Annotated in this window: 14 protein-coding genes; 11 read left to right on the top strand and 3 right to left on the bottom strand. The window is 46.1% G+C overall.

The features are described from left to right. Nucleotides 1-78 precede the first annotated feature (78 nt). Nucleotides 79-252: a hypothetical protein gene (locus H6995_11175; GenBank protein ID MCP5215558.1), complete on the top strand. Its 174-nt coding sequence runs from the start codon at nucleotides 79-81 to the stop codon at nucleotides 250-252. An 83-nt stretch (nucleotides 253-335) separates the two neighbouring features. On the opposite strand, the gene H6995_11170 is transcribed toward H6995_11175, so the two are convergent. Beyond that, a complete protein-coding gene (locus H6995_11170; protein MCP5215557.1) occupies nucleotides 336-1,574 on the bottom strand; it encodes an MFS transporter in 1,239 nt (412 codons plus the stop codon). A 499-nt stretch (nucleotides 1,575-2,073) separates the two neighbouring features. Between H6995_11170 and H6995_11165 the strand changes: the two genes are divergently transcribed. From H6995_11165 to H6995_11140, 6 genes are all read left to right on the top strand, one after another. Further along, on the top strand, nucleotides 2,074-2,268 hold the full coding sequence (locus H6995_11165; GenBank protein MCP5215556.1) for a DUF1289 domain-containing protein: 195 nt from the start codon (nucleotides 2,074-2,076) through the stop codon (nucleotides 2,266-2,268). 2 nt (nucleotides 2,269-2,270) lie between these two features. Further along, a complete protein-coding gene (locus H6995_11160; protein ID MCP5215555.1) occupies nucleotides 2,271-3,245 on the top strand; it encodes a tRNA-dihydrouridine synthase in 975 nt (324 codons plus the stop codon). Between the two features lies 1 nt (nucleotide 3,246). After that, nucleotides 3,247-4,086 carry a zinc-dependent peptidase gene (locus tag H6995_11155; protein ID MCP5215554.1) on the top strand — a complete coding sequence of 280 codons (840 nt, stop codon included), beginning with the start codon at nucleotides 3,247-3,249 and terminating at the stop codon, nucleotides 4,084-4,086. Between the two features lie 147 nt (nucleotides 4,087-4,233). Next, nucleotides 4,234-4,665, top strand: a complete 432-nt coding sequence (locus tag H6995_11150) for a helix-turn-helix transcriptional regulator (GenBank protein ID MCP5215553.1) — start codon at nucleotides 4,234-4,236, stop codon at nucleotides 4,663-4,665. Between the two features lie 70 nt (nucleotides 4,666-4,735). Next, the gene (locus H6995_11145) at nucleotides 4,736-5,371 is read left to right on the top strand and encodes a glutathione S-transferase family protein (protein ID MCP5215552.1); all 636 of its coding nucleotides are present in this window, start codon (nucleotides 4,736-4,738) and stop codon (nucleotides 5,369-5,371) included. A 140-nt stretch (nucleotides 5,372-5,511) separates the two neighbouring features. Next, on the top strand, nucleotides 5,512-5,973 hold the full coding sequence (locus H6995_11140; GenBank protein ID MCP5215551.1) for a cytochrome C: 462 nt from the start codon (nucleotides 5,512-5,514) through the stop codon (nucleotides 5,971-5,973). A gap of 34 nt (nucleotides 5,974-6,007) precedes the next feature. Here the strand turns inward: H6995_11140 and H6995_11135 are convergent, their stop codons facing one another. After that, the gene (locus tag H6995_11135; GenBank protein MCP5215550.1) at nucleotides 6,008-6,403 is read right to left on the bottom strand and encodes a ribonucleotide reductase subunit alpha; all 396 of its coding nucleotides are present in this window, start codon (nucleotides 6,401-6,403) and stop codon (nucleotides 6,008-6,010) included. Between the two features lie 217 nt (nucleotides 6,404-6,620). Between H6995_11135 and H6995_11130 the strand changes: the two genes are divergently transcribed. Both H6995_11130 and H6995_11125 read left to right on the top strand, forming a co-directional pair. After that, on the top strand, nucleotides 6,621-7,241 hold the full coding sequence (locus H6995_11130) for an FKBP-type peptidyl-prolyl cis-trans isomerase (GenBank protein MCP5215549.1): 621 nt from the start codon (nucleotides 6,621-6,623) through the stop codon (nucleotides 7,239-7,241). A gap of 234 nt (nucleotides 7,242-7,475) precedes the next feature. Next, entirely contained in the window at nucleotides 7,476-8,252 is a 777-nt protein-coding gene (locus H6995_11125) for a DUF4197 domain-containing protein (protein MCP5215548.1), read from the top strand. A gap of 35 nt (nucleotides 8,253-8,287) precedes the next feature. On the opposite strand, the gene H6995_11120 is transcribed toward H6995_11125, so the two are convergent. Further along, nucleotides 8,288-8,821 carry a YaeQ family protein gene (locus H6995_11120; protein ID MCP5215547.1) on the bottom strand — a complete coding sequence of 178 codons (534 nt, stop codon included), beginning with the start codon at nucleotides 8,819-8,821 and terminating at the stop codon, nucleotides 8,288-8,290. Between the two features lie 109 nt (nucleotides 8,822-8,930). Between H6995_11120 and rapA the strand changes: the two genes are divergently transcribed. Beyond that, nucleotides 8,931-11,819 (top strand): RNA polymerase-associated protein RapA, encoded by a 2,889-nt coding sequence (gene rapA, locus H6995_11115; protein ID MCP5215546.1) that lies wholly within the window; start codon nucleotides 8,931-8,933, stop codon nucleotides 11,817-11,819. Nucleotides 11,820-11,905: 86 nt separating this feature from the next. Continuing rightward, nucleotides 11,906-12,190 (top strand): hypothetical protein, encoded by a 285-nt coding sequence (locus H6995_11110; GenBank protein ID MCP5215545.1) that lies wholly within the window; start codon nucleotides 11,906-11,908, stop codon nucleotides 12,188-12,190. Nucleotides 12,191-12,373 lie beyond the last annotated feature (183 nt).

The following is a 12,373-nucleotide window of genomic DNA, read 5'->3' as shown; positions in this document are numbered from 1 at the left end:
TTAGATTTCATTTATACCATTCAATAAGTAGTTTTATATTATGATAAGGCTTATCCAAATGAGCACGGTATAGATAGGATGGCCGATATACTCCCCTTCAAAAAGAAAAAAGCCAAACCGCTTGGCTTATGTCAACATGGGCATCACAAATGGAAAGTGGTGAAGGATAATCACTTTGACTCAAAACAGGGCAAGTTAGTGACGGTATTTAAATGTGAGCGTTGCGGGAAAGAGCGGGTTAAAGGACTTTGACCCTGGGGAGGGAAATGGAGCTACTCGGCGCAGCCCCATCTTTCGTTAAACAATGTCACCTCTGTTAAGATCGATTGTCGCTCTCAACTTATCGGTTGGTTTATTGAAGTCGCAGAGTGTTCCTCAATTTCAACTAAAGCTTTTTCCTCACGAATACTGCGAAATAACAAGAACAGTACAAAGCCGAAAGTGGGAGTGAAAACTGCTGCCAAAAGCAATAGGCTGGATTCCACTCCGTACCGATCAGTCAGGACGCCTAATAAGGGGCCGGTTAGAATAAAAATGGAGCGAAACCCCAAATTTACTAACGAATTAACTGTTGCCCGAAACTCAGAAGTGAGTCGTTTGTTTAACCCGTCATAGAGTATGACCGATCCTACGCCACGGGAGATAGGCAGGAGCAGTGCCAAATAAACACCAATTAAACCAGGCGTTAAGGCCATTCCAGCAAGCCCAACAATGTTGAGTATTGCCACCAGTAGCAGGGTTAAGCGTGAACCGAATAACGACTCAACCTCATTGGCAAAACGAGCGGCGATGCTGCGAACCAAGCAGTGCAGAGCCCATAAATAGCCGAAGTAAGTCAGTGGAATACCACGCACTTCCCAGTACTTTTGGTACAACCAAAAGCCATAAATCGCTGCCAGATTAAATACAATCAATGCCAGTGTGATACTTAAAACTAAGGGTTTTTCAATAATGGCTGCTTTCACGCGAGTGGCATTCTCTCTATGGCCTGAGACAGATATCTCTCTTGGTGATTCAACCAGGGTTAGCGCGATTAGTAATGGCGCAAATCCGACAATGGCCTGTATCAATACCACCCATTGTAAAGACCAGATCATGAGAATACTTGCCAGTACGGCGGCGACTGCGCCAGCCACCCCCTCCAAAGAAATTAATCTGGAGATATGCTGACCATTACTTACCGCAGACTCGTGGCGGCTTAGATAGCTTTGCGTATCATATAGTAGAGCTAAATCGGCACCGGAATTAAGGCTAATACCAACCCCCAGGATCAACTCGTAGAGCATGAATTCCCAATAACTATCGGCGAAGCACAGCAAGCTAAACCCGATTGCGCACAGTGCCGCTCCACATACAATGGTGTTTTTGCGACCCCATAGATCAGCAAGATAGCCGCTGGGTACCTCGCTAACCGCTACTGTCAGGGCGAAAAGCGCCTGAGTTTGCATGACTTGTGCCATTGTAAGCCCATACCCTTGAAGTAAGGGTACGTAGATAGCGGTAATTACCATCGCAGCCTGGAAAAACGCCATGAGGTAAATTTTTATAATATTGAGTTCTAGTTTTCTATCCATGGTCTTAAGCTTGCGGTTATCAAAGCGTCGTAATAACCCGGATTCTGGAGGTAATTCTTTCGAGGGAAAAATAGGATGAGAAAGAAAAAAGCCTCCGGGATCTGGGTCCTTGGAGGCTTTTTGATTAAATCTTTATCAATTTATCTCAAAGTCAAGAACCGTTGACCATCACGCCAATGCGATAGACGCTTAGGCTACTGCGCATTAAGCGTTTGCAGCCTTGTTTGGCTGCGAGGAGGTGTTTGACGATGGTCTGATTCATTGCTGTATTTGGAGGTGTTGGTTTCTATCAATTATTCCGCTTATCACGGCTCTTCAGCAATAGTCGTTCATGCTCTGGGGTAAGTCAAGGCAAATGATTATTGTTTTCAGTATGAGATTAAAATGAAGCTCCTTACAGTCTGTTTGCCCGGTTTGGGTTAAGGGAAAATTACTGGCCATTTAATTGGTTTTTGCACACAATGAGCACCTTAGTTGCCACTACATCGACTGCTTAAAAATGACCAAAAGTTACGTTAAATCCCCCTGTATCATGGTATGTCATCTCGACGAGAATAAAATTTGTGAAGGCTGCTTTCGTACAGAGCAGGAAATTGAGCAATGGAACTCCTTAGCTGATGATGCTAAAAGTGAGGTGTTGCGTAAAACCTATCGCCGTTACAATAGAATGCGTAAAGCCGGATTGACTGAGTAGCCATGCGACTTGTGCTTGCACCGATGCAAGGTGTTGTCGATATGGAAATGCGTGAAATACTCACCAGTCTGGGTGGGTTCGATCGTTGTGTTACTGAGTTTGTGCGGGTTACCGATCAAAAATTTCCTGATAAAGTATTTTTCCGAAACTGTCCTGAATTAGAGACTAACGGTAGGACTGCTGCCGGTACGCCTGTGTTTATCCAGCTATTGGGAGGACAGCCGAGCTGGATGGCTGCCAATGCAGCACAAGCGGTGTCGTTGGGAGCGCCGGGGATAGATATAAATTTCGGTTGCCCGGCTAAAATAGTTAATCGTAATGATGGTGGCTCAGTTCTGCTCAAAGAGCCAAAGCGGCTGGGACTAATCGTTGCAGCGGTGCGAGATGCGGTTGATCCAGCCATTCTGGTAACGGCAAAGATTCGCTTAGGCTTTAATGACACGAGCCTACTGGAAGACATCGTTGCCAGCATTGTTGAGGCGGGCGCGAGTGAACTTTGTATTCACGCGCGCACACGAGCGGATGGTTACCAGCCACCGGCACACTGGCATCATATTAAACCTCTGCTAGCTAGGGCGCGAATTGCCGTGATTGCGAATGGTGAAATTTGGTCACCGCAGGATGCGCTAGAGGCGCAGGCACAAAGTGGCTGTACGGACTTGATGTTGGGGCGGGGTGCCTTGGCATGCCCTGATTTGGCCAGGCAGATCAAAATGCAATATCAGGGTGAACAGGTTAGCTCCTTGCCTTGGCATAAAGTGCTTGAAGTGGTACTGCAGCATTTTGAACTGCGTGATCAATGGAGTCCCCGCTATGTGGGCAATCGCACCAAGCAATGGTTAGCATTTTTACGGCTTCAATATACAGAAGCGGAATTATTATTTCAGCAAATCAAAAGGCTTACCAAGGCCAGTGAAATTAATGCCTTAATTGAGCGCCACCTTGATATGGGTTTGTGCAAACTTTCTGTGATTTGACATGAAATATGGTGCTGAGCTGTTTCTGCTGTTTGCGGTTGCTGCCTTGGTGCTAACCCTATGGATTCCGAAACTCAGGTATAGACAGGCAATTAACCGGCCTTTTCCAGAGCATTTTGTTGAGATATTAACGGTAACACTACCAGTTTATATAAAAATGCCAGCGCCATTACGTGACCAATGGCATCGGTTAATTAATCAGTTCCTCTACCAAAAAAAGTTCTATGGTTGTGCGGGCCTGGAATTAACCGATGAAATGAGAGTCACCATTGCCGCACAAGCCTGCCTGCTCGTATTAAACCGCAAGACACGGGTTTACCCTGAAGTGAAATCTATTTTAGTCTACCCAGCGGCTTTTGTTGCGCCGCGAGTGGAAGTGCAGGAAGCGGGCGTGGTAACTCATCAAGATCAAGGATTGCTGGGTGAGTCCTGGAGTAATGGTCGGGTTATTTTAGCCTGGGATCATGTACGGCACGGAGCACAGGATTTTACCGATGGACAAAATCTTGTACTCCATGAATTTGCGCACCAGTTAGACGGTGAGTCGGGCAGCACTAACGGAGCGCCTTTATTGGCGTCTCGTGCCGGCTATACGAGCTGGACAACAGTGTTCAGCAAAGAATTCGAGCAATTACAAATGGCTGCCGAACATGGTCGTGTAAGTGTGATGGATCACTATGGTGCGACCAATCCCGCTGAATTTTTTGCCGTCGCCACCGAGTCTTTCTTTGAGAAGCCAGCACAAATGACGTCAGAACATCCTGAACTCTTTCGTCTATTAAAGGAGTTTTACCAGCTCGACCCTATGGCTTGGGTTGAATCAAGAACTGATTTTAAATAGTCCTCATTAAAATCCATCCGACGTATCTCAAATATGGGTGATGAATTTGAATCAGCCCGACCTGGACTGTGAGTAATACAATTACTTGCAAAACACAAGTGATTGTATTAATTTGCTTGCATAATGCAAGTGAAAGATAATAGGTACATGTCTGAGAAAGCAACAAGATCATCCTGTCCTATTAACTTTTCCCTGGAGCTGTTTGGCGACAAATGGACCTTGTTAATTGTGCGTGACATGATGTTTCGTCAGTTACAAGCCTACGGAGATTTTCTTAATTCACCGGAGGGTATTTCGACCAATATTTTAGCGGATCGGCTAAAGCAACTGGAATTTAACGGTTTGATTCAAAAGTTTCCTGATCCAGGCGACGGAAAAAAATACATTTACCTGTTGACTGAAAAAGGTGAAGACTTAATGCCAGTGTTGATCGAAACGATTCGCTGGGGTATGAAATATAGTGAAGAATCAGCAATACCTGTGGAGATTAGGAAACGTTTGGAAACGGATTTGGACGGATTCACCGAAGAAACCCGAATTGCCATCAGGAGAAAGCGTGAAGCATTGTTAAGGAATTAAGCAGAGGCTTCTTAAAATCGCTCAACCAGGTTATCTGGTTTTAGGGGCGTTAACCCGAAGGAGAATAGTAATGAAAATATACGGCTTTCCAACCTTTAACCTAACTAAAGTGCTGCTGACCGCAGAGGAATTAGGACTGGACTATAAATATGTTGCACTTGACGTCACTAAAGGTGAACACAAAACACCTGAGCATCTAAAGCGTCATCCCTTGGGCAAAGTGCCAGTGCTTGAAGATAATGGAACGTACCTTTACGAAAGTGCTGCAATCTGTCGGTATTTATCCCGCACCTGCGGTTCGCGTTTGTACAGCGGAGATGCTATGGCAAAAGCCAAAATCGATCAATGGATTGATTTTGGTTCATTGCATATTGGTCGATGGCTGACAACTTACTTTTATGAGGAAATAGTTAAGACGAAATTTTTTGGAGGCTCAGCGGACCAAGCACAGTTGGCGGAAGCCCAGGAATGCCTCACACTACATTTACCTTTGGCAGAAGTACAATTGGAGCAAACCAATTTCCTGGCTGGTAACGAGATAACATTGGCCGATACTATTATATTTGCCTACGTCCATACCCATGAAGTGACGAGTGTAAACCTGGACGCATATCCTAATATTCTGCGCTGGTATACTGCGCTGAAGCAACGGCCTTCGTTTGCGACTGCGATGCAACATTTTCCAGGTAATAATATCTTTCATTAAGAGCTGAGTGGCTAGTGGCTACTCCTTGATGTGGGTCAACAGCTGCGTCACCCGCAGGGGGATAATAAAAACGCAGGTTGACGGTGTTACTGATATCGGTAATTGTATGAAATTAATTCTGTTTGTTGGAAGGAGAATTCATGAAAACTTTATTTGTGCTTATTGCTATTGTCCTGACAGTGGTGCTTGCTGGCTGTGATAGTGGTGGCCCCAAATCTTCAAAAGGCTTTTCTTTACCTGAAGGCGACCCGGCTTTGGGTAAATCTGCCTTCATCCAACTTAAATGTCATAGTTGCCACCAAATTGCAGGCATTGAACAGCTCAAACCGGATGGGAAAGAGCCCAAAATTTCTGTGAAATTGGGCGGGAAGGTCAGCAAGATAAAGACTTATGGTGAGCTGGTGACCTCGGTGATTAATCCTTCCCATCGCTTAGCGGAAGGCTATCCAGATAGTGAAGTTGGAGATGGAGAAGTATCAAAAATGACCATCTACAATGACGTGATGACGGTAACACAACTGGTCAATTTAGTGTCGTTTTTACAATCCAACTATGAGTTGATTGTTTACGACCCGACGCGTTACAGAAGCTATCGATTGTAAGAAAGAAAGCCACGCCAGGTCGTAAAATCAATTGCTACCTGGCCTGCACCACAATAGGGTTTTCAGTACGGTCGAAGATAATGTATTGGGATAGATCTTGCCCGGACATTAGGTCGTTCGCCATTTTATTCAGATGAGGCTCAGCATCCTCCGTGCTTGGTGCGTTGCCTTTTGCGCCGCTTAGCCCGGCAACCAGCATGAAATCCCACTCGTTGGTGATATTATCCGCCTCCGCTACCAGCGCTTTAAATGAGGTTATTTCTTCAGGCAACTTATCGACGCACATAACCGGGCTGATCGTGCCGCTGTGTTGGCGTTTACTCTTTTTCTTTTTGTTTTGAGCCTCGGCTTTGGCAAACAGAAAGAGTAAACGCTGTGGCTCGGTTTGCTCTTGAGCAGCGGTAATTAAATCAGTGAGAGTAGCAATCATATAGTTATCGAACCCCTATCGTATTTGAACAAACGACCGCAATGATATCGGTTTGTGTGGCAAGCATCCACCAGCCCTGATAAAAACTGGCTAGTTATATGAGCAGTTATCTGGGTAAAGCTGGTAGATAAGGTGGTTGGACTTAGGGTTGTTTTATTAAAGCTTGAGGTATGTGTTAGACTGCCGAACTTTTATTTATTGGTTGAGAGAGAGTGGGATGACAGAAAAGTATCAGAGTGTTGAGCAGCGCGTGAGTTACGGCATTGGCCGACAGATGGGTGAGCAGCTCGTTCAAAACCCTTTCGAGGGAATGGATGTATCGGCGGTCAGTGAAGGTTTGGTGAGTGCTGTTAGTGGGCAGGAATCAGCGGTCGATCCGCGCTTGTTAGAGGAAGCTTTCAGCGCTATTAGAGCACGCATGGAAGCTGAGCAAGCGGAAAAGGGAGAGTTGGAGGCTGCTGCCGGAGAGGAATTTTTGGCGGCTAATGCTAAACGTGATGGCGTTACTGTCACAGCCTCTGGCATGCAATATGAAGTGGTTACAGAAGGTGATGGAGAATTGCCAATTGCGACTTCAACCGTACGAACTCACTATCATGGTACCTTGATTGATGGTACGGTTTTCGATAGTTCCTACCAGCGTGGTCAGCCTGCAGAATTTCCAGTCAATGGTGTTATTTCTGGCTGGACTGAAGCGTTGATGATGATGCCTGTCGGCTCAAAATGGCGTCTCTATCTGCCGCATAAACTGGCTTACGGTGAGCGCGGCGCGGGTGGTAAAATTAAACCTTATGCAGCATTGATTTTTGATGTTGAGTTAATTGCCATTCTTGGTTAGGCCGATCGATAAGATTTTGGGCCATTCTAGCATTTTATAAGTGATCGCCTTATAGGGCTTGTAGAGCATTTGTAGTTTTGCGTTGGCTTTGTTTACAAGGTCTGCAGATTGTTGCCGTCTTGATCTACAAATGCTTTGTGAGCTAGAAATATCAAGGTATTAATCAGAACCTCCCTAGCTGCATCGCTAAGGTTTACATGTCCTGGTATTGTTAATGTTCAGAGGGTTGTCGTTATGCTGAGTCGTGAAGATGAAAAACTGCTTCGTAAAAGTCTCTGTGTATTGATGATAGGTGTTGGCTTATCAGCTTTCCCCAGTATTTTGACTGCCGAAGAAACAAAATGGTGGGAGCGAGGTAAATCACTGCTGGGAGGGTTGTTCACCGAAAAGCAAGTGCAGTCCCTGAGCACAGGTGAAATAGCTGATGGACTTAAAGAAGCGTTGCGCGTGGGTACGGAAAATGTTGTGCGGCAATTGGGTAAAGCCGACGGCTTTAACGCAGACAAAGCTATTCATATTCCATTACCAGCACAATTGGCAGTTGTACAGTCAACCCTGGATAAAATAGGTATGGGGTCAGCGTTGCAGGATATCGAAGCGAAGTTGAATCATGCCGCAGAGGAAGCGACGCCACAGGCGAAAACGTTATTTTGGAACGCCATCAGGGAAATGAGCATTGATGACGTTAAGCGCATTTTTAATGGCGCGGATGACGCCGCGACGAGTTATTTTAAAGAAAAAATGAATGCTCCGCTGAAAGCGGCAATGCAACCGATTATTGACCAAAAGCTCTCTGAGATAGGGGTCTTGCAAGCCTATAAAAGTGTGATGGGACGATACCAGTCAATACCCTTTGTTCCGGACGTGCAGGCGGATATTTCAAACTATACTTTGGACAAATGTTTGGATGGCATCTTTCATTATTTAGCCATCGAAGAAGCGGCGATTCGAAAAGATCCGCTCAAGCGCAGCACGGAATTATTACGTCGCGTATTTGCCAGCCAACCATAGTTAATGGGTTGCCGATAGCAACATTAACGCGACTTTCACCAGACTTCAGGTTCATAAAGAACCATCGAGTTTTTATCGTTGATACTAATCTGGCCTTCGTCAATGCTATAGTTTAATTGCATTGTACGTGCTGCCATTTTGGCTAATGACTGGGAAATTTCCGGTGGCACATTGATAATAGTGAGATTCTCAAAACGAGTTAATTGTGATTTGAGCGTCGCCCACCAAATTTCAGCTGCACGGCCACCATAGCAATAGATAATTACACGTTGCGCTTGATGACAGGCTTTGCGAATACGTTTTTCATCCGGTTGTCCCAGCTCAATCCAGAGCAGAATTTCATTGCTCAGACTCTTTTGCCAAAGTTCTGGCTCCTTTTCGGTGCTCAGCCCCTTGCTGAAACTAAGATCCTGATTGGCATTCATGGCAAATGCCAGCAATCGCAGCATCATTCGCTCGTCGGTTTCTGAGGGATGACGTGCAATTGTGAGCTGATGCGTCGCATAATAATGGCGGTCCATATCAGCGATACTGACTTCCGCTTTAAAGATGGTCGCTTTTAACGCCATAGTTTGAACTCAATCCGCAAAAATAAGTGATTCGCTGTCTCGTATACCTTATCATCCGCGCCACTATAACCGATACGGGTTATTTCTAATATATAAAGGAAGTTCAGTAGTGCCAGTTTTTATTCCCGGTCAACGTTGGGTTAGTGAAACCGAAACCAATCTTGGTCTTGGTATAGTAGTCGAAGCCAATGACCGCCAGCTTGTGTTAAGTTTTCCTGCTGCCGGAGAACGGCGTACTTACGCGATTGATAATGCGCCGGTTGGTCGCGTGCAATATTCGGTGGGCGATGAAATCGTCAGTATGGATGATCTGCGCATTAAGGTTGATGAGGTAGCGACCATCGATGGTTGCTTAGTCTATCGCGGCGCCGACAGCGAGGGAAAAAGCTACGAGCTACATGAGCTTGAGCTAAACGCCTTTGTACAGATTAGTACGCCAAAAGCGCGTCTGTTTGCCGGTCAAATTGATCATAACAAACGCTTTGAATTGCGCTGCGAAACCATCGAACAAATTCGTCGGCATCAGCAGTCTTCAGTGAGTGGATTGCTCGGTGCGCGGGTACAGCTATTACCGCACCAACTCTATATCGCACATGAAACCGCCAAACGTTTTGCCCCCCGGGTATTGCTAGCGGACGAAGTGGGGCTGGGCAAAACGATTGAAGCAGGATTGATTACCCACCAACAACTTTTCAGTGGCAGAGCCAGTCGGGTGATGATTTTGGTGCCGGAAAATTTGGTACATCAGTGGCTGGTTGAAATGCTGCGGCGTTTTAACTTACATTTTACAATTTTAGATCATGAGCGCTTTGAAGCAGTAGCGTTGGACGATTCCAACCCCTTTGAGGCCGCGCAGCTAGTGCTCTGTCCGATTTCTTTGCTAGTTGAGAATCCATCGGCACAGCAACAGGCGTTAGCCAGCGCATGGGATTTGCTGTTGGTCGATGAAGCACACCACCTGGAGTGGTCAGAGCAGCAAACGAGTCCGGCTTACCGCTGCGTAGAAGCCCTGGCCAAAGTAGCGCAGGGTTTGCTGTTGCTAACGGCTACGCCGGAGCAATTAGGGCTGGATAGCCACTTTGCCCGGTTGCGATTACTCGATCCAGACCGTTATTACGATCTGGATAAGTTTCGCGAGGAGGAGGCTAATTATCAGCAAATCAACAGCTTAGTACAGGAGTTGCTGTGCTGGGTAGATGCGCAGGAACTGGCAAATACAGCGCTGCTGCCAGAACCTGAAGAACTGGGAAAACTCCTCGAACAACTGCAACAGTATTTAGATCAAACCAGTATTGAACCGCTGCGCAATTGGTTAGCGGGTTATCCGAGCGAATCCCCGCTCCAGCAAATTGTTGAGCCACTCATTGGTGCGCTGTTAGATCGCCATGGTATTGGTCGTGTGCTGTTCCGTAACACTCGCGATAACGTCAAAGGTTTTCCTGAACGACAACTTATCACGCACCCGTTGCAAGCGCCGCAAGCATTGGAATTGGCAACATCTGAGGCAGATAATATTGAGCTGCGCCTCTATCCAGAGCTAGTGTTGGGAGATAATTGGCCCGCTCAGGATCCGCGCGTGCAATGGCTGAGCCAGTGGCTTCGCAAAAATCGTGAGTCTAAAGCTTTAGTGATCTGTGCACGAGCAGAAACTGCTGTGGTGTTGGAGGAATACCTAAGACACAAAAGCGGGGTTCAGTCAGCGGTGTTTCACGAGGGTATGGAGTTGGTGGCGCGCGATAGAGCCGCTGCCTATTTTGCCGATATCGAGGAAGGGGCTCAGATACTGATTTGCTCTGAAATTGGTAGTGAGGGTCGTAACTTCCAATTTGCCCATCATCTGGTGTTGTTTGATCTACCCCTTAATCCCGACCTGCTGGAGCAACGAATTGGTCGTCTGGATCGAATCGGTCAGCGTGAAACCGTCAAAATACATGTGCCCTATATCGAACTCAGTGCACAGGCAACCTTGTTGCGCTGGCATCATGAAGGTATTAACGGTTTTGCACAAACCAGCGCGGTTGGTCAGGCTGTTTTTCAGCACTTCGCTGGGCAGTTACAACAATGTATGTTGACTGGAGAAAATATCGATCAGCTGATTATTGAAACCAGAACAGTGCGCGAACAGCTGCAACAGACATTGCAGCAAGGTAGGGATAAACTGCTGGAGCTTAGCTCCTGTAAACCGCAAGAGGCGCAGCGGATTGTCAGGCTGATAGAAGAGCAGGAGAAAGGGCAAGAATTATTTGGCTATATGTCGCGCGTATTCGAACAGTTCGGCGTTGATCAAGATACTCACGGCCCTAATAGTTTGGTGTTGCATCCTGGGGATCACATGTACAGTTCACACTTTCCTGGGTTACCGGAAGGTGGTGTAACAGTCACCCATTCGCGTCGACTTGCGCTAGTGCGAGAAGATATTCAATTCCTCACCTGGGAACATCCTATGGTGGTTGGTGCCATGGATATGGTATTGAATGAAGGGTTTGGGAATACTTCCGTCTGCACTCTAAAATTACCGCCGCTTAAACCCGGTTCATTGTTACTGGAAGCAGTATTTGTGCTGCATTGTCCGGCTCCGGCACAATTACAATTAGCTAGGTACTTGCCCTTAACCTCAGTGCGTATATTGCTGGATGTGAACCACAAGGACTTTACGGAAGTGTTGACGCACGAACGCCTCAATCAACGGGTTCAGCGCGTAAAAAAAGCGGTAGCACGCGAATTGGTACGGCATGCACAGACGCAAATTGCCGACATGCTGGAACAGGCTGAAACCAGGGTGCGGCCCCAGCAGGAAACACTGGTAAAACAGGCGATTTCAGACATGCAGCAAGCGCAAGCGCTAGAGCTGCAGCGCTTGCAAGCCTTGGCGAAGGTCAATCCGAATATTCGACTTCAGGAAATTGAGCTGTTAAAGCAAGAAACAGATAGCCTCGAATACTATTTACAAAATGCCAAGTTGAACCTAGATGCGTTGCGCGTAATCGTCATAGTCTGAACTAGGGTTCCTAAATATTAATCAGATCACTTATAGTAGCCGTTGGGCCGTTTTTTGTTGTGCAAAGCATGATTTTTGGAGAGTTTATGTATATTTTTTCAGTCAGTGCAAAAGCGCGCAAAGCGATGGATGGTATTGCTATCGGACAGATTGTCCCTTTTATTGTGTACATTAATTTTAAAGATGCATTAGGTGCAGAAAAACTATGTCAGCTCTATTTGCTCAGAGCGGGTTTTATCGACGTTGATATTGAAAAAAGAAAAGCTTTGAACGAAAAACTAATCAATAATGCAAAGGTCGTTAATGCTGATAAAGCACTTAAGGAAGCATTCGATAAAGGTTATTCAATCCAACTATTTGACATGCATTAAACGCCCAAGCCACGAGACACATTCATTTTTATTATTGCCTTGGTGGTTAAAGGTATCATAGATGTCGCCGGAATAATCATTCCCGAGTATGGCCGTTAGAAAACTGTACTATACTGAGTTCATGCACTTTTGCCGGATGAGACGGAAAAACTGTTCTCACGTTTTGTTCTAAGTTTAACGGTT

Source organism: Pseudomonadales bacterium (assembly GCA_024234615.1).
Classification (GTDB): Bacteria; Pseudomonadota; Gammaproteobacteria; order Pseudomonadales; family IMCC2047; genus JAJFKB01.
The sequence above is the reverse complement of the archived record's forward strand: the minus strand, read 5'-3'. Positions and strand labels throughout refer to the sequence as shown.